Source organism: Sphingobium sp. BS19 (assembly GCF_027925545.1).
Lineage (GTDB): Bacteria > Pseudomonadota > Alphaproteobacteria > Sphingomonadales > Sphingomonadaceae > Sphingobium.
The window spans coordinates 95,327-117,737 of record NZ_BSEF01000010.1 but is presented as its reverse complement, the minus strand read 5'-3'; the positions used below and the strand labels follow the sequence as shown (position 1 = coordinate 117,737).

At 62.1% G+C, this 22,411-nt stretch carries 21 protein-coding genes; 16 read left to right on the top strand and 5 right to left on the bottom strand.

Translation table 11 applies throughout. From position 1 onward, the window contains the following. Positions 1-123: 123 nt before the first annotated feature. The 5 genes from QMG56_RS13085 to QMG56_RS13065 all read right to left on the bottom strand — a co-directional run bounded on the left by QMG56_RS13085 (position 124) and on the right by QMG56_RS13065 (position 5,089). Positions 124-405 carry a hypothetical protein gene (locus QMG56_RS13085; RefSeq protein ID WP_024018517.1) on the bottom strand — a complete coding sequence of 94 codons (282 nt, stop codon included), beginning with the start codon at positions 403-405 and terminating at the stop codon, positions 124-126. A 103-nt stretch (positions 406-508) separates the two neighbouring features. Then, on the bottom strand, positions 509-868 hold the full coding sequence (locus QMG56_RS13080; RefSeq protein ID WP_024018516.1) for a hypothetical protein: 360 nt from the start codon (positions 866-868) through the stop codon (positions 509-511). Positions 869-911: 43 nt separating this feature from the next. Continuing rightward, on the bottom strand, positions 912-1,358 hold the full coding sequence (locus QMG56_RS13075) for a DUF411 domain-containing protein (RefSeq protein WP_031308719.1): 447 nt from the start codon (positions 1,356-1,358) through the stop codon (positions 912-914). 328 nt (positions 1,359-1,686) lie between these two features. After that, positions 1,687-4,371, bottom strand: coding sequence for an NAD-dependent epimerase/dehydratase family protein (locus QMG56_RS13070; protein WP_024018514.1), 2,685 nt, complete (start codon positions 4,369-4,371; stop codon positions 1,687-1,689). Positions 4,372-4,498: 127 nt separating this feature from the next. Then, positions 4,499-5,089: a DUF305 domain-containing protein gene (locus QMG56_RS13065; RefSeq protein ID WP_024018513.1), complete on the bottom strand. Its 591-nt coding sequence runs from the start codon at positions 5,087-5,089 to the stop codon at positions 4,499-4,501. A gap of 612 nt (positions 5,090-5,701) precedes the next feature. Here QMG56_RS13065 and QMG56_RS13060 point away from each other — a divergent pair. The 16 genes from QMG56_RS13060 to QMG56_RS12985 all read left to right on the top strand — a co-directional run bounded on the left by QMG56_RS13060 (position 5,702) and on the right by QMG56_RS12985 (position 22,404). Beyond that, a complete protein-coding gene (locus tag QMG56_RS13060; RefSeq protein ID WP_024018512.1) occupies positions 5,702-6,061 on the top strand; it encodes a hypothetical protein in 360 nt (119 codons plus the stop codon). Positions 6,062-6,196: 135 nt separating this feature from the next. Then, a complete protein-coding gene (locus QMG56_RS13055) occupies positions 6,197-6,577 on the top strand; it encodes a hypothetical protein (RefSeq protein WP_230189186.1) in 381 nt (126 codons plus the stop codon). A gap of 174 nt (positions 6,578-6,751) precedes the next feature. Beyond that, on the top strand, positions 6,752-7,231 hold the full coding sequence (locus QMG56_RS13050) for a MerR family transcriptional regulator (RefSeq protein WP_230189185.1): 480 nt from the start codon (positions 6,752-6,754) through the stop codon (positions 7,229-7,231). A gap of 2 nt (positions 7,232-7,233) precedes the next feature. After that, on the top strand, positions 7,234-7,449 hold the full coding sequence (locus QMG56_RS13045) for a hypothetical protein (RefSeq protein WP_024018509.1): 216 nt from the start codon (positions 7,234-7,236) through the stop codon (positions 7,447-7,449). Positions 7,450-7,535: 86 nt separating this feature from the next. Further along, positions 7,536-7,874 carry a hypothetical protein gene (locus QMG56_RS13040; RefSeq protein WP_024018508.1) on the top strand — a complete coding sequence of 113 codons (339 nt, stop codon included), beginning with the start codon at positions 7,536-7,538 and terminating at the stop codon, positions 7,872-7,874. 102 nt (positions 7,875-7,976) lie between these two features. After that, a complete protein-coding gene (locus QMG56_RS13035; protein ID WP_230189184.1) occupies positions 7,977-8,441 on the top strand; it encodes a heavy metal-responsive transcriptional regulator in 465 nt (154 codons plus the stop codon). An 80-nt stretch (positions 8,442-8,521) separates the two neighbouring features. After that, on the top strand, positions 8,522-8,896 hold the full coding sequence (locus tag QMG56_RS13030) for a hypothetical protein (RefSeq protein ID WP_147418818.1): 375 nt from the start codon (positions 8,522-8,524) through the stop codon (positions 8,894-8,896). Further along, positions 8,896-9,267: a DUF1622 domain-containing protein gene (locus QMG56_RS13025; protein WP_230189182.1), complete on the top strand. Its 372-nt coding sequence runs from the start codon at positions 8,896-8,898 to the stop codon at positions 9,265-9,267. Before QMG56_RS13030 ends, QMG56_RS13025 begins: the two co-directional genes overlap by 1 nt. A 195-nt stretch (positions 9,268-9,462) precedes the next feature. Then, the gene (locus QMG56_RS13020) at positions 9,463-9,789 is read left to right on the top strand and encodes a hypothetical protein (protein ID WP_230189181.1); all 327 of its coding nucleotides are present in this window, start codon (positions 9,463-9,465) and stop codon (positions 9,787-9,789) included. A 12-nt stretch (positions 9,790-9,801) separates the two neighbouring features. Next, positions 9,802-11,781 (top strand): FAD-binding oxidoreductase, encoded by a 1,980-nt coding sequence (locus QMG56_RS13015; RefSeq protein ID WP_230189180.1) that lies wholly within the window; start codon positions 9,802-9,804, stop codon positions 11,779-11,781. A gap of 1 nt (position 11,782) precedes the next feature. Then, positions 11,783-12,466, top strand: coding sequence for an iron reductase (locus QMG56_RS13010; RefSeq protein ID WP_029622672.1), 684 nt, complete (start codon positions 11,783-11,785; stop codon positions 12,464-12,466). After that, positions 12,463-13,158 (top strand): cytochrome c3 family protein, encoded by a 696-nt coding sequence (locus QMG56_RS13005; protein ID WP_230189179.1) that lies wholly within the window; start codon positions 12,463-12,465, stop codon positions 13,156-13,158. The genes QMG56_RS13010 and QMG56_RS13005 overlap by 4 nt, the downstream gene beginning before the upstream one ends. Further along, positions 13,155-14,648 (top strand): NRAMP family divalent metal transporter, encoded by a 1,494-nt coding sequence (locus tag QMG56_RS13000; protein ID WP_230189178.1) that lies wholly within the window; start codon positions 13,155-13,157, stop codon positions 14,646-14,648. Before QMG56_RS13005 ends, QMG56_RS13000 begins: the two co-directional genes overlap by 4 nt. 465 nt (positions 14,649-15,113) lie before the next feature. After that, complete coding sequence (locus QMG56_RS12995; RefSeq protein ID WP_230189177.1) at positions 15,114-17,519, top strand: glycosyltransferase family 4 protein; 2,406 nt, start codon at positions 15,114-15,116, stop codon at positions 17,517-17,519. Then, on the top strand, positions 17,516-19,600 hold the full coding sequence (tkt, locus tag QMG56_RS12990; protein ID WP_230189176.1) for a transketolase: 2,085 nt from the start codon (positions 17,516-17,518) through the stop codon (positions 19,598-19,600). The genes QMG56_RS12995 and tkt overlap by 4 nt, the downstream gene beginning before the upstream one ends. After that, a complete protein-coding gene (locus QMG56_RS12985) occupies positions 19,597-22,404 on the top strand; it encodes a bifunctional transaldolase/phosoglucose isomerase (RefSeq protein ID WP_281822828.1) in 2,808 nt (935 codons plus the stop codon). Before tkt ends, QMG56_RS12985 begins: the two co-directional genes overlap by 4 nt. Positions 22,405-22,411 lie beyond the last annotated feature (7 nt).

The window sequence follows — 22,411 nt, the reverse complement described above, 5'->3', positions numbered from 1 at the left end:
TCTCCTGATCGGAGGTTCAGGCAAGCGTGGCACACCAGGCATGTCAGTGGCGGCAGGAAGGGGTATCCCGCCGCCACTGCTGGCCTAGCCGTCTATGCGACCTGAAGCGGCCAGAACCTGCTGCTAGCCAGCCGAGGCGCCGGACGGAGACATCATGCCATGCATCTCCTTCATACAATCCGCGGAGCTCATCTTCATCATGTCGCAGTCGCAGTTGGCCATCTTCGCGGTATCAGGCACCCAGACGCGCCGCTGAGCCGGTCCCGTGGCGCGCGGGCCATATTGGGGAACCGACTTCCACTCATAATGACCGGATTGTTGGCTGTGGTCGGGCTGGCCGGCGAATGCGGCGGCAGGCGCGGCAAGGGCTACGCCCAGCAGGGCGTAGAAAACACGGTTTTTCATGACTGTAATCCTTTGGCAAATCATCGTGGTAGCCGCAGATCGGACAGGATGTTTGAGTGCGCGATAGGCGCACCGATCCTGTCAGCCTGACGGCTGTGGTCGATCAGCCAAGGATAGTCGGTGGTTCAGGCTCGGGGGTCAGATCACTGCCATGCAGGGTCGACGTCGTGGTCCAGAATGCCATAGCTCCGTGAGCCACCGGCGATGCCGGGACGCGCGGCGCGTCGCGCAGAACCATCGGAACGACACAGCCCATTGATGCGACGCAGTCGAGCGTCAGCCCCTTGCAGGGCTTGCCCGAGGGCTGTTGTTTCTGAGCCATCGCATTCATGCAATCTGCGCTCATTCCCGAAATCGCCATCGGCGCGGAAACCGGGGCCGGGTTAGAGGCATAGGCCGCCGCTTGGCCCATGAGGCCAACCAAGGCTCCCAGCAGGAGGAAGAGATGCAGTACCCGTTTCACAGCCGTTACTTCTTACACCCGTCCTTATCGTAGAACAACGACATCATCGTCCGCCATGACGCGCAAAGACATGCTGTCCACCTGGACCGAAGGCGACGACATTATAGGGGTCCACGTGTTGCCCCGGGACTTCCATCCCCGGCGAGCCCATCGGCATCCCGGCAACCGCAAGTCCACGCACGCCGCGCGGCTTCTGGGCAAGGACGCGCTTCATGTCGGTAATCGGGACATGACCCTCGAATGCCATGCCGTCTACAATCGCTGTATGGCAGGATGACAGGCCCGAAGGAACGCCTTGGGTCCGCTGGAAGCTGGAGCGCTGGCGATCGTCGATGATGGTTACTTGGCGCCCGAACTGCTTACGCACCTGCGCCGCCCACTGCGCGCAGCAGCCACAGCCCGGATCGCGGTGAACCACGATAGGCGTCGCCGCCGCGCTGGCGACCGAAACCGACGCAAGGACCAACGACAATGCGACTTTGAGTTTCATATCGTCCTTCACCGCACCCATTCATCAAGGCTACCACTCTTCATAATACGCGCGACCGCCGCCTACCCCTCAAAAAGTGGCAGACGGTCGCAAGATTACCGTAGCGATCACGAACCGACATTCGTCGATGGGCAATCCAGGGTCGTTGCAGACCTCTCGCACTCGCGTCGATTTATGCAGTCGAAAAGCATTATTGCACCCGAGCAGGCCGCATTTCACATCTCAGCGACCCGGTCGCACGGCCGTAAGTTGACCGTTCGGAGTCCCGCATTCCCAACAGACGTGACGTATCTTTTCCTGTTCAATTCCACGTCGAGCAGAGCGACCCTCAGATCACATATTTGTCCCAGCTCGCATAATGTTCAGCGCTGCGCTTGCCGCGCGGAAGGCTGAGACCGACGAGGGCGAGCCCTATGATCACCGAAACGATCGTTCCCAGGTGGCCGGCCCCCGTCAGCAGGAAAGGGGCAGCAACCAGCCAGGCGCCGAGCGCGCCATTGATGAAGCGCACGGCGCGGGCAACTTCGGCGGTGGCGATGATCGCGACGGTGATGACCAGGGCACCAATGACATGGTCGCTGTTCGCCATGGCGCCCTCATTGCCCAGTGTCACCCGCGTGAGCATGAGGAATGCGCCGAGCGCGATACTGACCGCCAGCGTCCACGGCAGGGTCAGCCCCCGCTTTGCATCGGCCCAAAATGCGGCAGGCGACGACATCAGGTCGGAGGCGTCCTCACTGCCGGCCTCGCTCGCGTCGCCCTGGAAGAAGGTGCGAATCAGCGGCTTGCCGCGGCATTTCGCCCACACAAGGAACTGACCCATGGCGATGACCTCGTCGAGCGCGAAAGGGATCATGATCAGCATGGCGAGGGCGGCGATCAGCGCCAGCGTGCTCCAGGTGCCAATGACGATGGGCTGGCTGATGATGAAATAGATGCTGACCACGCCGAGTGGAATGACCAGGATGCCGAAGAAGGTCACCATCCACGGCATCGTGCGCCAGCGGTCGCGGGTGCCCATCACCGCCATCAGGATCTCGAGCACGTAGCTGATGGTGCCGAGACCGCCGTCGGGAATCGGCCACGCCTTTGACATGTTAGACGTGATGATCTCCTCGGTACCATTGCGCGGATCGCTCAACGAGCCGACAAAGAAGGGTTCCCAGACGCTATCGATGTGGCCCAGTTGGTATGCCGTCAGGATGCGCGAGGTAAGAAGACCTATCAGACCCATCACGACGATCGGCAGCCGCTGGGCATCGGTAGACGGGGAATAGGTCCAGCCGGGTGGGATGTTCTTGGGGTCCATCATCCCTGCCATGCTCATACCCGGCATCATCGGCACGAGCACCGACAGCGCGATCACAGCCGAGCCGATGAGCAAATCGTTGTTGTACTGCGCCGCGCTCGGGCTCCAAAAGATCAACGGCGCGAACAGCAGCCAGATCCCAACGAATGCGACCGCCCACTGAGCCCACGTCTTGGTGCGTGGTACAAGCGACAGCGCACCGAACAGCGCGATGGCAAGCCCGCTGACAAGATCGCTTACGGCCAGCGCGCTTGCACGCCACTCGATCGACGGCAGACCGCGATCGACCGTTACGAACCGCGCCGCCTCACCGACGCGCTGCGCGGTCATGGAGTCGTAGATGAGCGGGCTCGAGGCGAGCCACAGACCGAGGCCGATGTTGGCGTAGAGCGCCCAGCGCGCACGGCGCTCGTCGCGGTCCATCATGGCCATGTGATCGCCATGTGCACCGTGGCTGGACATCGCCATGTCCCCAGCCCCGTGCCCCACAGCGGCATGATCCATGTTGCCATGGTCCTTAGCTCCGTGCTCCATGCCGGGCATCGCGCCGGCTGCCGCTTCAGGCGGGTTATGGTCCAGCTCGGCCGGCTTCGGATCGGACTTGTCGTTCCAGGCGACGAGGTTTTCGTTGAGCTTGTTGTTCCGGTACCAGGCGCGCGGGTGGCGCTTCAACGCCGCAACGATCGTCGGAAGCGTTTCGCGAAGACTGTGCTTCGGCTCCCATCCAAGTAGCGACCGTGCGCGCGAGATATCGAGAATGTAGTGGTCGTTGCTGCTGTCGATCATCCAGGGCTGGATGAAATCGTCGTCGCCGAGTGCCTCGTTCTGAAGAACGATACCAGCCTTCGCGAGCGGCTGCGGGATGCGGATCGTCTTCCAGCCCTCGCCGTGGAGCGCCTCGCCGACGATGTCCTGGATTTCGGCGTAGCCGGGGGCATCGGGTTCGCCGATGAGCAGGGGCAGTTCAGACGGAAGATCGTGCCGCCGATCGACCAGGCGCACCACGGCTTCCGCCAGGTCATCGCGGTGCACCGATGATTGCGCCGCGCACAGCATGCCAGGATAGAAATGCGAGATCAGGCGGTGCTCGTAGATCTGCGATATCTGCTGTGCGAGGAACGCTGAGCGTCCCTCGTCGGCATAGACTCCTGCGGGTCGCAGGTAGACGACGGGTATCCGTCCGTGACGCTCGTGCAGCAGCGCCTCTGTGTCGACTTTGGACTGCGGGTACGCCCAGGAGGCACCGATCGGCGATTCCTCGTTGATGCGCTCCTGCGGAGTGGCGGTCGGTTTATGGACCAGCATCGTGCTGGCGAAGACGAATTGCTCGACATCGAACGACTGGAGTCCGTCGATCAGCCGCCGTGTCCCTTGGACGGTTACCTTGTCGTAGAGCGGATTGGGATCGCCAGAAATGTCATAATACGCGGCGAGATGAATGACGGAAGCAATGCGGTTGCCGTATCGCGCGCGAACCTCCTCGAGCGCAGCGTGAACCGCTTCATCCGAGCCGACATCAATGTCGATAGCGGCGGCGGGCGGTGGTGGCTCGGGCGGACCGGCGCGATCGAGACCGACGACCGTGTAGCGCTCGCCGAGCCGGGCGATCAGGGCCGCGGCGATAAAACCGCTCGCTCCGGTGACGAGGACGATCTCAGAAGCGCCTTTGGCGCCACTCGGACCGCTGCGCTCGATGTCGGTCATACTTCCACCATCCTGCTTCTTTCGCGAAGAGCGTCGATCGCTGGATATTTGAGCAAGATGCGCATGACGAAGCCTTTCCGACAGTACCCGATCATGTGCCCATCCTGTTTACTTCGAAGAACACACCTCAGGAAATCGGCTTTCGTGTATCTATTCCGGTGCTTTCGTCGGTTTGCGGTGGCGGGGGCGACGCACCGCGATCGCGATAGGAGGGCAGGTCCGGAGCGCCATCCGGCGCCGGGTTAGCTTGCAGGCGCGCGATCATCTGTTTCATTTGGGCGATCTCGCGTACCTGCGCGTCGATGATGCCATCGGCCAGCTTTCGAACCTCGGGGTCCTTGATGTGCGCGCGCTCGCTGGTCATGATCGCAATCGAGTGGTGCGGGATCATCGCCTTCATGTAGGAGACGTCGTCGACCGTTTCCTGGCTCCGCACCAGCCAAAGCGCTAAACCAAAAATGGCAGCGCTACCGAGCAGGATGCCGATATTGAGGCGGGTGTTCTTGTACATGCCCCACATGAAACTGAGCATGATCACCGCCATGACCGCGCCCATGACGAGCGCCATCCAGGTGCGCGTCTGGCTGAACTGGACATGGCTCAGCGCATAGGTGTTGAGATACATCAGCCCGAACATCACGACCGTAGACGTCGCAATCATCGCCACGAACCGGCCATAGCCCATGCCTATGCCCATGCCATTCTTCTTGTCTTCCATTGACCGACTCCGTCCTACCTCTAGGCTCCTCACCCTCCTCGGCTGCCAAGGGGGCATGCCTGCAACTCACTTCATACCCAAAGGGATCCAAGATCACCTGGAGTATGACCGGGAGGATGGACATTCAACTTTGATCATAGCCGGGTTTCCGCTGCGCCGTACCTCTGCATTGTTCAGCCAGGCTCTTGGGCGGCGACGCTTAACCGGCCAAGTTCTGAGGGCGCCCTGATGTCGACCGGCTTTGTCGCTATCAATTCCTTGAGCGGCCCGAGCAGCTATGATGATCCTGTTGCATACTGCGGGCGTGAGTGATTTGATCCTTGTACCGCCCGACGGCACCCTGGACCGCGAGAATCGCCCTAATTTACAGGCCATCGAGTACGCGTACCCCTTATCGCCAGAGCACAACCCGCTAGTAGCGGGAGCGTATCAAAAGATGCGATTAGTGCGACGACGTTTTGGCACGGGGTTTGCCCGGAGCTTTGATGGGGCTTCGTAACATTACGCATATTGAGTCGGGAGCCGGGTCCATAGTCTTGGTGGCGAAGAAAGGTTCTTCACCGCCAGTTTTCCTCGGCGGGTCTTGTAAACTCAGCCAAGGAGGCTTCCACCATGTTGCTCAAGAAGAAGATCACCATCGCGCTTGCAGGCCTCGCCGTGCTCGGCGCCGCGCCTACCTACGCCCAGGGCATCGGCCACAGCTTTTTCATGCGTGGATCGATCGTCGGCAAGGACACGACCGGAACGGTCGTTTGTGTGGGTAAGGCCGACGGCGCGACCGTAGGCCAGGTCCTCGAGGTCTACCGTGTGGAAAGCACACCTGGACCTTCGAAGACCCCCGGCGCGGGCTTCCGGCGCGTGGCCGTCGGGCACGTCAAGATCGATCACATTTTCGATGACCATTTCGCGCATGTGAGCATCGCCGACGGCACGCCGAAGGTCCACGACATCGTCGAACTCCGCAGGAAATAAGTCGGCAGCGGGGACGGCGACCGCCGTCCCCACCATCAACGCCACCTCGCTGCAGAACGAGACCGGCACGATCGCTCGCAACCAAGCGACGAACACCGGCCTGGGTGCACGAGACATGAATTGAAAGGAATCGAGATGCGCTTCAAGAAGTCAATATCGATGGCCATGGCGAGTATCGCCCTCGCCGGCGCGGTCCCCGCTCTGGCGACCGGCATCGGCCACAGCTTTTTTATGCGTGGATCGATCATCGGCAAGGACACGACCGGAACGATCGTGTGTGTCGGCAAAGCAGATGGCGCGACAGTCGGACAGGTGCTTGACGTCTATCGCGTGAAGACGCTGCCCGGCTCCGGCTACAAAGGAAGCGGCCCCGCTTATCGCCGAGACCTCATCGGCCACGTCAGGGTCGATCATATATTTGACGACCATTTTGCGCATGTGAGCGTCGCCGACGGCGCTCCCGCAGTTCACGACATCGTCGAGCTCCGCAAGAAAGTCGAGCTCCGCAAGAAATAAGGGCGTGCCGGGGAGGGGCTTGCCGCTCCCCATGATGCCTGATGGCGGCCGCAAGCGACGAAAAGTCGCGCGGCCTTTGAGCGGACAGGAGAGCGGCGATGATCGACCGACGTCCAAATATTTCTCTTGACCCTGGACCTAGGTCCAAGCGGCACTGTGCCTCCGAGACTTGCCATGTCACGGCTTAGAATCGGTGAGCTGGCCGAGGCTGCCGGCGTTCGAAAGGACACCATACGTTATTATGAGCGCACCGGCCTGCTCCCCGCTCCGCAACGGACCAGTGCAGGATACCGCGTCTATCATCCTGCAGACGTCGAACGCATCAAGTTCGTTCGCGCTGCACAGGGGCTCGGTTACACCCTCACCGAAACGCACGCGCTCCTGCTGGTGCGGGCCGGAGACGCCCTCGCCGGGTCGGATATCCTCGCCGTCACGCGGGTCAAACTGCGCGAAGCACTGGTCAGGGTGGAACAGCTCAAGCTTATCGAAACAGGCCTTGAGCAGCTGGGTGAAGCGCCCTCGCACGAAGCCGAAAGCGACCCTTGCCCGATCCTCTTTCTGGTTCGGGACGGGCGGCTGTCTCAATTGGCCGCAGGGCAACCAGAACAAATTTCCGTGGGAGAGGACCACACCACCTCAACAGGGAAGGACTGAACATGAAATACTCTATCTCGCTCGGGTTGCTCCCGCTGGCGCTGCTCGGCGCTTGCGCGACCCTTCCGCCGACCAGCGCGCAGATCGCGAGCTGCAAGGCCATGGAAGACAATATGGGTCTCGCGACGCCCCATGATCACAACGAGATGAAGGGACAGGGGCGCAACCCGATGAATCTCTCGCACGATCGCTGCCTGCAGATTCTCAAGCAGCAATGACACCCTGATCTGTCGGTCGAGCACGCTTATCAAGCTCGTCCGACGGGATTTGCGTTCGACCGCTCACTCTCATTCGGAGACACATCATGAAGACTCACCTCACGAATACGTCCGGGAAGATCGTCTCGGGGCTCACAGCCCTTGCGCTTCTCGGAACGCTTGCTGCGTGCGGCAAGAAGACGGACGGCACGCAAAACCAGGCTGCCTCCAATGCCTCTGCAAGCGCGCCCGGCGCTCTTGAAAACGACACCGCCGCCGCCACGGACTCTGTCGGGACCGACAACACGGCGGCCGATATGGATGAGCGCCACCGTCAGGATATGGACCACAGCGACATGCGCCGGGGTGGGCCGATGATGCCCAATGGCGCCCCGCCTACGAGCACGCCCGACAACAGTCAGTCCGCCCCGATGAAGGATATGTAAGCCGAGCAGGCTGAAAACCCCGGCACTGCCCGACCTGAGCAAGATCAAATCGAAGGAATAATGCCGCGACCTGTCGAATGGTCGCGGCAACGGAGACGCGCCATGACATATTTCACGATCGGAAAGCTGTCGCGTGCGCTCGGCATCCGTCCCGATACCATCCGCTATTACGAGCGCAACGGTCTGCTTCCTCCGCCCGCCCGGTCTTCTGCCGGTTACCGCACCTATGGCGACGCCGATCTCGAGCGCGTGCGGTTCATTCGCAAGGGGCAGCAGCTGGGTTTCACGCTTCGCGAAATCGGAAGCCTGCTCGATTTGCGCGCGTCCGACACCGCGACAACCGCCGATGTCCTGGCCATCACCGAGAGCAAGATAAATGAAGCGACCACCCGTATCGATGATCTGACCCGCATCAAGACCGCCCTGTCCGCCCTGTCCGCCCAATGCTCGATCGACATTCCCATCGCGGATTGCCCGATCCTCGCGCATCTCGCGAGCATTCCCAGGGAAGACGCACCAGGGCACGGAAACCCTCCTGCAGCCGGCGCGGTGAAGGCGCCCTCATGAGACCCGTTTTGCAGCGCTTGGGTCCGCCGTTGCTTTGGCCCGGCCGGTCCCCGTCGCTCCGCCGCCGAGCAGGTTTGGCCTTGGCTATCGTCGCTGCAGCTGGCGGCCTGGCCCAGCCTTCTGTCGCGGAGAGCCAGCCCGCCCAGGGTCGTGGCACGAAAACGGATCTTGTCGGTATCTGGTCGTTCGATGCCCGGTCCGGATGCGAGACCGGCACAGCCTGGGAGTTCAGGGCAGACGGGTCTTACAACGAACTCCGTTTGCCCGACCGGACACCGCGCGCCACCGGGAAGTGGTACGAACTCGGTGACGTCATCTTTTATTCCCTGGCACGGCCGGAGACGGTCGCCCCGGGACGGCCTGACAAACGCATGGTGATCATCGAACGCGAACCCGATCGCCTCGTCGCATTGGGAGGTCGCAGGGTTCGCCACGTGATGCACCGGTGTCCGTGATGACCGAGAGCCTCATTGTGGAGGGCATCCACTGGATCACGCGAGCAATTGAAGTCACCGGGACGGCGATCATCGTCGTGGGCGCCGGTTCCTCGCTGATCAAATTCCTGCAGCAATCCGTGAAAGGTCCGATCGACCAGGATGTGGTGGGCAGCTTCAGGTCGAGCCTTGGCGAAGCCATTCTTCTCGGACTCGAATTCCTGGTTGCGGCCGACATCATCAACACCATCGCGATCCAGCCCACGCTCAGCAGCCTCGCGGTGCTTGCTGGCATCGTGCTGATACGAACCTTCCTGAGTTTCTCGCTCGAGGTCGAGATCAAGGGCCGTTGGCCGTGGCAGAGAGCGACAGGAACCCCACGCGATGATTGAGTGTCGTCGCCGGCTCCTGGCGGCCAGGCGACGACGCCGGGCGAATAGGAAATTACGTATATTGGCCAAAATCCATCTGTGGTCCCTCAGAACCGTGGCCAGCCGGATGATCGGCCAGGTCATTGCAATGGAGTATTGATTATGATCATGACAGGTTCTTTCCGCTTGCGAGCGCTTGCGCTGGCAGGTTCCATCTTGCTGTCGCCCGCCATCGCTTCCGCCCAAGGGCAAGCCGCCGGCCAGACTTCGGCCCAGCCCGCGCCTCCCGCCGACAGGTCGATGCCGGCAGGCGGCATGATGGAGAAGCACGACGCGATGCCGGGCATGGCCGGCATGCCGATGCAGCACGACAAGATGCCCGCGGCCATGCCTCCGATGGCGAAGAAGGCCGGATGCTGCGGCATGAAGAAGAAGCCGATGGCCAAGCACAAGGCCGCCCCGCATCGCCATGCGAAACCCGCCGCCGCGAAGCCGGCGCCGATGCCCGCGGACCAGCCGATGCCCATGAAGGATGACATGTAAGGAAGTCCTCAGGTGACGCGCCCTGACAACAACATCACCGGCCTCAAGCTATCGCGGGCTTTGAGGACGAGCGGTATCGCGCTCGCGCTGGCGATGATCTCCGGATCACCGCCAGCGTCGGCGCAGATGGCCGAGTCCGAGCACGCGTCGCATCATCCAGGGGGCGGAGCCGCCGCGCCAGCGGCGATGCCAGCGGGCAACGTGATGGGGGCCGCAGCTCCGGCCGCGGCGAAAGCTGCCGATCCCATGGCGGCGATGATGAAAGGGATGATGGCGCCGTCGCCGGGCGCCAAAATGGCCGCGGGACCGGCGGGATGCTGCGGGAACGGCGGCGCCAAACCCTTCTACCCCTCGCTGATGGACTGGCCCGTCCTGACCGATGAGGCCCGGCGGACGGTACGCGCCGCGGCTCTCGCCCGTCTGGGGTCGGGCGCCGAGGTCCTGACCGCGGAGCAAGCCCGGCTTCACCACGCTCTCATGTCGAACGACACGAAAGGAGCCCAGGATGCGATCAGGGGCGCTCGCGAAGGCCTCGCACTCGCGGACAGCGGAGCAGGCGCGCTCAGGGGCCTCGAAGAGGGCCGCCCTCCCCGGCAGATTGCCCTGAGATGGTTCAAGACCCAATCGGGTTTGGCAGACAGCGACCAGATGGCATCCGGAAATAAGCTGACGGGCCTTTCCTGGTGGCACCTGATCGCCATGGCGCTGCTGGCGGCGGCTCTGGTTGCGGCGCTGCTACTCCGATGGGCGCGGCTGCGCCGCATCGCAAGCTTGGTGGAGCGGCTCGCACCAGGCGGGGCTGCACCACCGGCCAGTCCGGCCACCGCTCCGGCCCCGGCCGCTATCGTGCCGGCGCCCGCTGCTCCTGCAGGCGCAGCTACGCCCGGAAGCGCCACGCCGGCAGCACCGCGACTGTGGAAAGGCGTCCTGCGGATCACCGCGATCTTCGACGAGACCCCGAGCGTCAAGACGTTCCGGCTCATGGAACCGAACCGCGGGCCGATGCCGTTCACGTTCCTGCCCGGCCAATACGCCTCGATCACCTCGGAGATCGAAGGCCAGAAGGTCCGCCGATCCTACACGATCTCGTCATCGCCCACACAGCGCGACTATATCGAGCTCACGATCAAGCGCGAACAATATGGGCTGGAATCGCGCCATCTCCATGATCATGCCGCCATGGGCGACCTTCTCGAGATTGCGGCGCCCGCGGGCAGGTTCTTCTTCACCGGCAAGGAAGCCGAGGGGATCGTCCTGATCGCCGGCGGAGTCGGCATCACACCGATGATGAGCGTGCTGCGCAGCCTGACGGACCGTTCCTATGAACACGACATCTACCTCCTCTACGGTGTCAACACGCCGACCGATCTGATCTTTCGCGAGGAATGCGACTATCTGGCGCGGCGCCACCACAAGCTTCACATCGTCTCCATCGTCGCAAAGCCCGAAGGGACCGACTGGGCCGGGCCTTCCGGTTATTTGACGGCCGATTTCATCGCCGCTTCCGTTCCCGAAATCGCCAGCAGGCGCGTTCACCTGTGCGGCCCACCGCCGATGATGGACGCGGTGAAGGCGGCGCTCGCGCAACTCAAGGTGCCGGCGGAGCAGGTCAAGACAGAGGAATTCGCGCCCCCCAAAGGCGGTCCCGTCCTTGAAGATGAACCGGCAGCGACCGCGACCGACAGCCAGGCATCGGCCGCCCCGCAGACGCCGCCCGCCATTCCTTCCGCGCAGGCGAAGATCGCATTTTCGAAGTCCGGCAAGAGCGGCGCGCTCGCGCCCGATCAGTCCGTGCTCGAAGCGGCCGAGGCGATCGGAGTGGCCATCGACTATGAATGCCGGGTCGGCATCTGCGGAAGGTGCAAGGTCCCGCTGCGGCAGGGCCAGGTGACGATGGAAGTGGAAGACGCGCTTGCCGCCGACGAGAAGGCCGACGGCATCATCCTCGCCTGCCAGGCAAAATCGGTGGGTGATCTCGTGGTGGACGCATGAAATGACCGAAACCGAGAAAGTAACGGTCGGCGCTCTGCTGAGCGCTCTTGCGCTGCTGGTCCCGGCCTTCCTGCTGCATTCCGCACCGCGTTTCCCCGGGAGCCTGGCAGGCGGACTGTTCGGCATCGCCGCCGCCCTGCTTTTCGTGCTTCTGCTCGTCTACAGCATCGTAAAGCGGCAGGCGTGGGTCAAGGAGCGCACGCAGCGCCTCGTCTCCCTCGGAGGACTGCTCAGCTTCCATGTGTATGCCGGCGCGATCGGCGCTCTGCTCGGAATCATCCATTCGGGGCACAAGTTTCAAAGCCCGATCGGCATCGCCCTCGTGATCGCGATGCTGACTGTCGTCGTCACGGGCTTCATTGGCCGATATTATCTGGCGCAGGTCGGGCAGGAATTGCGGTTTCAGCAAAAGGAACTCAAGGTTCTGCGCGACCGCTATGATGTGCTTGCCGCCGTATCGGCCGATCTGCGCCATCAAAGCGTCGTTGATCCGTCCGGGTTGCCGTTGGACTCGCTCCTCGGCGCAATATCCGACCTCGAATTCACGATTACTGCACGCGACGTCATCAAGGCCACGCTCGACAAGTGGGTCGTCGTGCATATTGTCGCTGCGATCATCATGTACGGATTGCTGACGATCCACATCTGGAGCAGCGTCTACTTCGGCTTGCGGTGGTGGCCATGAAGCGGACTGGTATCGTCTGCCTGATCCTCGCGACACTGGTCCTGGCCACCGCGATCATCATCCCCCTTACCATTTACCGCTCGGGCAGCACCGCGCTACCGCAATGGGCGGCGTCGGTTCGACCCGGGCCGCTGTCGAACGCGCATGCTTTTCTCGAGGGCAAATGCGAGAGCTGTCACACGCCCAATCGCGGGATCAAGGCCGAGACCTGCATAGCCTGCCACGCAGCTTCGCCGGAAATCCTGAAGAAGCCTTCGACCGCTTTCCATGTCAACATCAAGGAATGCAGTGGCTGCCATATCGAGCATCAGGGTAACACGCTCCGTCCGGTCCGGATGGATCACCAGGTTCTCGAGCGCATCGCCGAACGGGCGACAGGGCGTGACACTCCCCTCGATTGCCAGTCCTGTCACGCCCCCCGCGACAAGCACCTGGGGTTCTTCGGCAGTGATTGTGCAAGCTGCCACACCACAACGAGCTGGAAAATCAGCGGGTATCTGCACCCCAGCCCCAAATCCACCGAATGCTCGCAGTGCCACAAGCCGCCGCCGAGCCATAACATGATGCACTTCGAAATGATGGACAAGATGATCAGCGGTGAAAAACGGGCGCGGGTTGATCAATGCTTCAGTTGCCACCAGACCGACTCGTTCAACAATATCAAGGGTGTCGGCATGGTCAAAGTGCATTGAAAATCCTCGCCAAACCCGACCTGCCATCGAAGAGCCCTCCAATTATCAAACCCGGCGACATCTTCGCCCAGGCGAGGAGTGTCACCGTGAACGCGCCCAATGATCCTGCGGAACGCTGTGTCCCCTTGCCCGGGCAGGCCGGGCAAGGGACCACGCTTCTTGAAGCCGATCTGCACTTGCCGCCGACCCCTGGCCAGGCCGCGAGCGAGGGGCACGTGGCGATCCCGCACGCTCACCGGCTTCAGAGTATCGGGCGGATTTTTGGCCCGGGATTCATTGCCGGGGCGGCCGACGACGATCCAAGCGGGATTGCAACCTATGCGCAAGCGGGAGCGGCTTACGGTTACACGCTCGGTTGGACGATGTTGCTTACCTGGCCGCTCGCCGCAGCTGTGCAGGAGACGTGCGGGCGGATCGGCAGAACGACGGGCGAAGGTTTGACGGCGGCGATCAGCAAGCGCTGCCCGCTCGCGCTGCTCCGAACGGTCGTTCTGCTCCTCGTGGTCGCCAATGTCATCAACCTTGGTGCTGATCTGGGAGCGATGGGTTCGGCAATGTCGCTCATCGGCGGCGGCGCGCCGCACCTCTGGGTCATCATATTCGCCTTGCTCTCAACGCTGTTAGAGACCTTTCTCGACTACAAGCGCTACGCGCGTTTCCTGAGATGGATGACGCTGGCATTGCTGGCCTATGCGGCTACGGCATTTGCCGTGCACCTGTCATGGAGCGATGTGCTGCGTGGAGTCCTACTACCGAGCATGCCGGACTCAAGCGCCTGGATGCTGGTAGCCGCGATCTTCGGCACCACGATCAGCCCCTATTTGTTTTTCTGGCAGGCCTCCCAGGAAGCAGAAGATGCCAGAGCTAAAGCGAAAAGCCTTTCGACATCGGAAGTCAGCGCCGGCGAAGAGCGCCGGATTAGCCTCGATAGCTGGTTCGGTATGTTTTTTTCAAACCTCATTGCCATTTTTATCATCATAACCACCGCCGCGACCTTGCATATCGCTGGTATTACGCAGATCGATACGGCCGCGCAGGCGGCCGAAGCACTCAGGCCGCTGGCGGGCGACTTTGCCTTTGCACTTTTTGCCAGCGGTATCATCGGGACCGGCCTTCTTGCCGTCCCGGTTCTAGCCGGCTCGGCGGCGTATGCGGTCTCCGAAGCCTTTGGGTGGCGTGCGGGCCTTGGGCTGGCACCTCGGAATGCCAAGGCTTTTTACAGCGTGATAGCTTCGGCCGGCATTCTGGGCATTCTCGTTCATTTCTCGCCGATCAGTCCCATGCAGGCGCTGCTGTGGAGTGCTGTCATCAACGGCTTTGTTGCAGCCCCACTTATTGCCCTGGTGATATGGCTCGGCTCGGATTCCGAAGCGATGAACGGTCACCCCATTCCCCGGCGGCTGCAACTGCTCGGTGGCGCGGCCTGTCTGGTCATGGTTGGCGTCGCCATCATGACGACGGTTTCGTGGATCGCGCCGGCCGCGCGGTAAATGATGATTGGCGCCTAGCGATCCAGCTTTCGCACTGACAGGTCAAGCTCGGCTTGAGATTGAAGCTTTCCGCCTCAGCCAATGCAGCATCGCGAATCCGAACGACGCGCGGCCTCGCTCAGGACGACATCGGTCAGCAAGTCTTGTGAACATTACGTAACGCTACGTGTGTGTGCCTGACATAAATCAAGGAAATGCAAGCCAATCGCCCAAGCCACCGCGCAAGCACTGACGCCTTAAAGCCGGCTTGGGTGCGCAATCCTGCGTCCAAGCTGCTCGGGCCGTGGGGACAGAATATCGGCCTTGACTCTGGACGGTGGTCGAAGCCCGACAACATGGTCGGGTCACGAATCCCACTCCTCAGAAACCGGCGTCCTGCCGCGGCGCGATCATGAGGGAGCAGCGGACGCGGCCTCCAGCCAGTGTAAGCCACTCCCAGAGACACTTTCATATTTGAGGTTGAGCATGAACCACTCTGTGATCATTCCCCCGCTCAAGCGTATTGCCGTGATAGGAACGTGCGTTCCAAGGCAGTGTGGCATCGCCACCTTCACCAACGATCTGCAGCAGGCATTGAAGAACTGCGATTCCGATCTTTCTTCAACGACGATTGCGCTGACGGACGATGCCAACACTTACGCCTATCCGCCCGATGTCGCCCTGGAGATCCAGCAGGCCACGCCCGCGTCCTATGCAGTCGCCGCCGATTTCCTCAACGTGTCGAACGTCGATCTCGTTTCTCTTCAGCACGAGTTCGGGATCTTCGGAGGCGAGGCCGGTGAATACATCCTTGGCCTTCTCAGCGGCCTCAGCGCTCCGATCGTCACGACGCTACACACCGTACTGGCCAACCCCAACCCTGCACAACGTCGCGTCATGGATGGCATCATCGAACATTCATCGCGCCTCGTCGTCATGGCGGACAAAGGACGGCGCATTCTGCAGGACGTCTATGATGTCCCGGCCGAGCACATCGCCGTGATACCACACGGCGTTCCGGACCGGGCCTTTATCGATCCGGCGATGGCGAAGCACAAACTGGGGCTTGCAGACCGGACCCTGTTGATGACCTTTGGCCTGCTTGGTCCAGGCAAGGGTATCGAAACGGCAATTCGTGCAGTGCCGGCACTCGTTCGCGACCATCCCAATCTGCTCTATATGATCGTCGGCGCAACCCACCCCAACCTCGTTAGGGATGAAGGCGAACGCTATCGCGATAGCCTCGTTGCACTCGCAGCCGAACTCGGCGTCATCGAGAATATTTGCTTTGTCGACCGATATCTCTCACTGGATGAGCTGCTCGACCATTTGGCTGCATGCGATATCTACCTATCGCCTTACCCCAATGAAGCGCAGATTGTTTCAGGAACGCTGGCCTACGCTGTTGCCCTTGGTAAAGCGGTCGTCTCGACGCCCTTCTGGTATGCGCAGGAACTGCTCGCCGACCATTGTGGCGTTCTGGTGCCGTTTTCGGAACCGGATGCACTCGGAGCTGCCGTCGCTCGATTGATCGTCGATGGCGCGTCGCGTAGCGAGATTCGAACCCGCGCGTACGAGCGCGGTCGCGCGATGATCTGGTCGAGCGTGGCGAAGCAGTACCTGAAAGTCTTCTCCGATGTCCGATTTGAAAGACGCTCCGGTGCGTCGCGGGCTATACGTCCTTCAAATGACGAAGCCTGGAACAGGGCGCTTCCACCGATAACGACGGACCATCTCGCCGCTCTTACCGACATGGTCGGCATAACCCAGCACACAAAATTCGCGGTTCCGGACCGGAGGCACGGCTACTGTCTCGATGACAACGCGCGCGCGCTGTTGCTTCTCTCTGAACTCTCGACGCTGCGTTCTCTCACGCCACAGGAGGAGCAGCTTGCGCTGACATATGCCGCGTTCGTTGAGCACGCCTGGTCGCCAACGGATAACCGCGTTCATAATTTCATGGGGTTCGACCGCACATGGCTCGACGATGCGGGAGCCGACGACGCGCATGGTCGCACGGTCTGGGCACTGGGCGCGGTCGCAATGCGAAAAGACGATCGATTCCTGGACGGATGGGCCGCCGCGCGCTTGCTGGAGATGGCACCTGCGTTGGTAGCGCTGACCACGCCGCGCGCCTGGGCCTACGGGCTGCTCGGCATCTCAAAACTTCTCCGGCGCTTCCCAGGCCATCGCAACCTGGAGCAGCTGCGAGGAGAACTGTCCAATCGCTTGTTCCAACGTTGGTGTGACGCAGCTGCGCCCGACTGGGTCTGGTTCGAAGACAGGCTCGGCTATGATAATGCCCGATTGTGTGAAGCTCTCATCGAAAGCGGCCATGACACCGGCAACCAGTCTCACCTTGATGCCGGCCTCGATACGCTACGGTGGCTGATGACGCTGCAGACGGCCGAAGTGGGGCACTTTCGGCCTATCGGAACCGAAACATTTGGAAGCGATCGGCGTCATCCGCAGCCATTCGACCAACAGCCCCTGGAAGCCTGTGCAGCGGTTGGTGCATGCCTTACCGCGGCGCGAGTCACGAGCGACGCATGGTGGCAGCGCGAAGCGCGCCGTGCATTCAACTGGTTTCTCGGGGCAAACGACCTTGGCATTCCCGTCGTGGACGTCAAACGAGGCGCCTGCTTCGATGGTCTCCATCCGGACCGGCGCAATGCCAACCAAGGCGCTGAATCGACGCTCGCATATCTTTCCGCGCTGACCGCGATCCTGAGCGCGGCCGAGAAGGATGCCTCGTTGAGTAAAGCCCCGCGCGTGGTCGAACTTTGCACGGCCCGTAATAAACCTCTCAGGCGGGTACCCAACGCATTCCGAACAGGTCTTCCCGAAGACCGTCCAGAATCTCAGCTCTCCTGTGGATGCCCAAATTCATGAAAGCGGACTCGGCACAGCTGGCTCAACCGGACGAAGCACTCGAAAGGCTCGCGATCGACACCATCCGCACGTTGGCGATGGATGCCGTACAGAAGGCCAATTCGGGCCATCCGGGCACGCCGATGGCGATGGCGCCGGTGGCCTACACGCTGTGGCGGGACTTCGTCCGCTACGATCCGGACACGCCCGACTGGCCGAACCGCGATCGCTTCGTTCTTTCGGTCGGCCATGCCTCGATGCTGCTCTATGCGGTGCTGCACTTGGCCTTGGTCAAGGAGATCGACCCGGACGGCAAGCCGACGGGCAGGCCCGCGGTCGGTCTCGACGACATCAAGCAGTTCCGCCAACTCGGCTCGAAGACCCCGGGCCACCCCGAGTACCGTATGACTACCGGTGTCGAGACGACGACCGGCCCGCTCGGCCAAGGGTGCGGCAATTCGGTCGGCATGGCGATTGCCGAGCGTGCGCTTGCCTCGCACTTCAACCGCGACGGTTTCAAGCTGTTCGATCACAACATCTATGTGCTGTGCGGCGATGGCGATATGATGGAGGGCGTCTCGAGTGAGGCCGCATCACTCGCCGGACATCTCGCCCTGTCAAATCTCTGCTGGATCTACGACAGCAATCATATCTCGATCGAAGGTTCGACCGAGCTCGCCTTCACCGAGGATGTCGGCAAACGATTCGAGGGCTATGGCTGGAACGTCATCCAGGTCGATGACGCTAACGACACCAGGGCCGTCGCGCGCGCAATCGCGGCCTTTCGCGATGCCCATGACCGGCCGACTCTCATCGTCATCCGCTCGGTGATCGGCTGGGGCAGCCCCAGAGCAGGTAGCGAGAAGGCGCACGGCGAGCCACTGGGCGAAGACAATGTCCGCGCTACCAAGAAAGCCTATGGCTGGCCCGAAGGCGCCCAGTTTCTCGTGCCGGACGGTGTGGCAGAAGCGTTCAACGCAGCGGTTGCGGGACGCGGCAGGCCGGCACGCGAGGCGTGGGAGGAAACCTTGGCCCGCTACCGCGAGAGCTTTCCAGCTGAGGCCAGGGAGATGGACCTGCTGCGCCGGGGCAAGCTGCCGAGTGACTGGCAGGCAACAATCCCCACCTTTCCTCCCGATGCCGTGGGGCTGGCCTCGCGCGACAGCGGCGGCAAGGTGCTGAACGCAATCGCACCGCACGTGCCGCTGCTGATCGGCGGCGCGGCGGATCTCTCGCCCTCTACCAAGACTAGCCTGACTTTTCAGGGGGCGGGATCGTTTGGGAAGAACGACCATTCGGGTCGCAACATGCACTTCGGCGTGCGGGAGCATGCGATGGGATCGATCGCCAACGGCATGGCGCTATCCTACCTGCGCTCCTACACCGGCACCTTCCTGGTTTTCGCGGATTATATGCGCGCGCCGATAAGGCTGGCAGCGATCATGGAACTGCCGGTCGTGTTCGTGTTCACGCACGATTCTATCGGCGTTGGCGAGGACGGGCCGACCCACCAACCGATCGAGCATCTGGCCACGCTTCGAGCCATCCCCGGGCTCGACACTATCCGGCCGGGCGACGCCAACGAGGTGGCAGCCGCGTGGAAGGTCGCTCTCAGCCATAGCAACGAGCCGACCGCGCTGATCCTCTCGCGCCAGGCGATCCCCACGCTCGATCGAAGAAAATATGCGTCCGCCGATGCGCTAGAGAAAGGCGGCTACATCCTTGGCGACGCCGAGCGCGGCGCTCCCGAGATCATCCTTATCGGTACCGGCAGCGAACTGCCGATGGTGGTGGCCGCGCACGAGAAGCTGGCTAGCGAAGGTGTCCGATCGCGCGTGGTATCGCTGCCGAGCTGGTTCTTGTTCGAAAAGCAGGCCGACGCCTATCGCGAGAGCGTGTTCCCCGATGCGGTGCGCGCGCGGCTCGCCGTCGAGCAGGGCGGATCGATGGGCTGGGACCGCTATGTCGGACATGACGGCGGGACAATAACTATGAAGACCTTCGGAGCCTCGGCGCCGCTCGCCAAGCTCCAGGAAAAATTCGGTTTCACCGTCGACAATATCTGCGCCGTGGCGCGCGATCTGATCGAGAAGAACAAATGACCAGCCGTCTCAAAAACCTTGGCGCTGCGGGACAGGCCGTGTGGCTAGACTTCGTAGACCGCAAAATTCTGAACGAAGGCGGGCTGCGCAAGCTGGTTGAGGAGGACGGTCTGACCGGCGTCACCTCCAACCCCTCGATCTTCGAGAAGGCGATGGGCCATGGCGACGCCTATGACGAGGGTTTTAACAACTTCCTCGGCAAGGCCGACGCGAGCGTCACCGATACCTACGAAAGCCAGGCGATCGCCGACATCAAGGCGGCAGCCGCCGATCTACGACCGGTGTACGACCGGCTCGGCGGCGGGGACGGCTATGTCAGCCTTGAGGTTTCGCCCCATCTCGCCAACAGCACCGACGACACGATCGAGGAAGCACGGCGACTGTGCGATATGGTGGCCGAGCCCAATCTGATGGTGAAGGTGCCCGGCACACGGGCTGGCATTCCTGCGATCCGTCAACTGATCGAGGATGGGCTCAACATCAATGTGACATTGCTTTTCTCGCTCGCCGCTTATCAGGCGGTCGCGGAGGCCTATATGGCCGGCCTCGAGGCGCGGGTGAAGAAGGGAGAAGCGATCAACCGGATCGCGAGCGTCGCGAGCTTCTTCGTCAGCCGCATCGATGCGCAGATCGACAAGACGATTGATGCGCGCGTCAGGGAAGGCGACCCGGAAAGCGAGGCTCTAAATGCCATTCGCGGCCAAGTCGCAATCGCCAATGCCAAGCTTGCCTATGCCTGGTACCAGGAGTTGCTGGCGAGCGACCGATGGCAAGCGCTGGCCGCCAGGGGAGCGATGCCGCAGCGACTATTGTGGGCCTCGACCGGGGTTAAGGACCCCGCCTACCCCGATACGCTCTACATCGACTCGCTGATCGGACCCGACACCGTCAATACGATGCCGCCTGGGACGATGGACGCGTTCCGTGACCATGGCACGGCCCTGGCCACACTGACCGATAATCTGGATAAAGCACTCCATGTGCTGGCCGAAACCGAGCGTCTCGGCCTTAAACTGGGTGATATTGCGGACAGGTTGGTCGAGGCGGGTGTGACGCTGTTCGCCGATGCGGCGGATGCACTGCTTGGCGCGGTCGCGGGCAAGCGTACCGCGTTCCTCGGCCGCCGACAAAACTTGATGGCAGTCGATCTCCCGGCAGGACTTCAGGAGGCTGTCGCCACGCGCCTCGAAACCGCTCGCGCCGAGGCTTGGCCGCGCCGGCTGTGGAAGGGCGATGCCTCGCTCTGGACCGGCAAGGACGAGGGCAAATGGCTCGGGTGGCTCGCCGCCGCCCGCAGTGAGCAGGTTGATCCAGACACGCTCAAGATGCTCGGTGAAGAAGCCAAAGGCTTCAAGGACGCGGTGCTGCTCGGCATGGGCGGATCGAGCCTCGGCCCCGAGGTGATCGCGCGCATCCTCGGCAGCGCAAAGGGTAGCCCAAAGCTGCACGTGCTCGACACCAGCGACCCCGGCCAGATCGCGACGGTCGCGGCAGCGATTGACCCGGCGAACACGCTGTTCATAATATCCTCCAAATCGGGATCGACAATGGAGCCTGAGCTCCTGCGCGCCTATTTCTATGCAGCGGCCGGCCAGGACGGCAGCCATTTCGTTGCGGTCACCGACCCTGGATCAAAGCTGGACCAGACCGCGAAGGCGGATGGCTTCGCGCATATCTTCGCAGGCGATCCAGCGGTCGGCGGGCGCTATTCGGTGCTGTCGGCTTTCGGCATGGTTCCCGCCGCCGCGATGGGCATCGATATCCAGGATTTCTACGAGAAAACCCAGCCAATGGTCTTCGCCTGCGGTGCCGATTCACCTCCTGCAGCAAACCCTGGCGTGCGCCTTGGGGTGATAATCGGCGAGGCGGCTATCAACGGGCGCGACAAGCTAACCATCTTGGCATCCATGGGACTAGAACCGTTCGGGGCCTGGCTCGAGCAGTTGCTTGCTGAGTCGACGGGCAAGAAAGGCAAGGGGATTATTCCGGTCGACCTTGAGCCCGCGGGACCGCCGGAGGTTTACGGGAGCGATCGCCTGTTCGTGCATCTTCACCTCGAAGGAGACGCGGAGGACGGGCTGGACAGCAAGCTCGCGCAGCTAAAGCAGGCCGGCCATCCCCTCATCCGGATCACGGTCGCCTCACGCGATTTGATCGGCCAGGAGTTCTTCCGCTGGGAAATCGCGACGGCAATTGCAAGCGCCATTATTGGGATCAATCCGTTCGACCAGCCCGACGTGGAGGATGCCAAAATCGCCACGCGCAAGCTCGTCGATGCTTATGAAGCTTCCAGTGCGCTTGAACCAGAGATTGCGATCGCGGAAGACGCAGACTTGGCGATCTACACTGCCGGCGAAAGCGGATTCGGCTCGGGCGATCCGGCGAACCTGCTGCGGCTCCACTTTGCCCGGCTGGAGCCCGGGCATTATGCCGGATTCCTCGGATTTATCGAGCGCGACGAGGCGAACGCGGCGGCAATGGCTGCGATGCGGGTGGCGGTGCGCGCTACCAAGGCGGTGGCGACGGTCGCGGGTTTTGGGCCGCGTTTCCTGCACTCGACGGGCCAGGCCTATAAAGGCGGCCCGGCGAGCGGGTTGTTTCTGACGATCACGCGCGATCCCCATCCCGATCTGTCGATCCCAGGCAGGAAAGCGAGCTTCGGCACCATTCAGATTGCGCAGGCGCGCGGCGACATGGCCGTGCTTGTTGCGCGCGGGCGGCCCGTTCTGCGTGTCCACATCAAGAAGGACGGCGGCGGCATCGAAGCCTTGCGCGCAGCTGTCATCGCGGCAACCCAAAACTGAGGAATGA

Excerpts from the sequence above, each read along its gene's own strand:
- QMG56_RS13065 (WP_024018513.1), bottom strand. The coding sequence starts at position 5,089 with ATGGAAGACAAGAAGAATGGCATGGGCATAGGCATGGGCTATGGCCGG.
- QMG56_RS12985 (WP_281822828.1), top strand. The coding sequence starts at position 19,597 with ATGACCAGCCGTCTCAAAAACCTTGGCGCTGCGGGACAGGCCGTGTGG.
- QMG56_RS13040 (WP_024018508.1), top strand. The coding sequence starts at position 7,536 with ATGAAGACTCACCTCACGAATACGTCCGGGAAGATCGTCTCGGGGCTC.
- QMG56_RS13070 (WP_024018514.1), bottom strand. The coding sequence starts at position 4,371 with ATGACCGACATCGAGCGCAGCGGTCCGAGTGGCGCCAAAGGCGCTTCT.
- tkt (WP_230189176.1), top strand. The coding sequence starts at position 17,516 with ATGAAAGCGGACTCGGCACAGCTGGCTCAACCGGACGAAGCACTCGAA.
- QMG56_RS13010 (WP_029622672.1), top strand. The coding sequence starts at position 11,783 with ATGACCGAAACCGAGAAAGTAACGGTCGGCGCTCTGCTGAGCGCTCTT.
- QMG56_RS13045 (WP_024018509.1), top strand. The coding sequence starts at position 7,234 with ATGAAATACTCTATCTCGCTCGGGTTGCTCCCGCTGGCGCTGCTCGGC.
- QMG56_RS13060 (WP_024018512.1), top strand. The coding sequence starts at position 5,702 with ATGTTGCTCAAGAAGAAGATCACCATCGCGCTTGCAGGCCTCGCCGTG.
- QMG56_RS13055 (WP_230189186.1), top strand. The coding sequence starts at position 6,197 with ATGCGCTTCAAGAAGTCAATATCGATGGCCATGGCGAGTATCGCCCTC.
- QMG56_RS13075 (WP_031308719.1), bottom strand. The coding sequence starts at position 1,358 with ATGAAACTCAAAGTCGCATTGTCGTTGGTCCTTGCGTCGGTTTCGGTC.
- QMG56_RS12995 (WP_230189177.1), top strand. The coding sequence starts at position 15,114 with ATGAACCACTCTGTGATCATTCCCCCGCTCAAGCGTATTGCCGTGATA.
- QMG56_RS13005 (WP_230189179.1), top strand. The coding sequence starts at position 12,463 with ATGAAGCGGACTGGTATCGTCTGCCTGATCCTCGCGACACTGGTCCTG.
- QMG56_RS13085 (WP_024018517.1), bottom strand. The coding sequence starts at position 405 with ATGAAAAACCGTGTTTTCTACGCCCTGCTGGGCGTAGCCCTTGCCGCG.
- QMG56_RS13035 (WP_230189184.1), top strand. The coding sequence starts at position 7,977 with ATGACATATTTCACGATCGGAAAGCTGTCGCGTGCGCTCGGCATCCGT.
- QMG56_RS13025 (WP_230189182.1), top strand. The coding sequence starts at position 8,896 with ATGACCGAGAGCCTCATTGTGGAGGGCATCCACTGGATCACGCGAGCA.
- QMG56_RS13050 (WP_230189185.1), top strand. The coding sequence starts at position 6,752 with ATGTCACGGCTTAGAATCGGTGAGCTGGCCGAGGCTGCCGGCGTTCGA.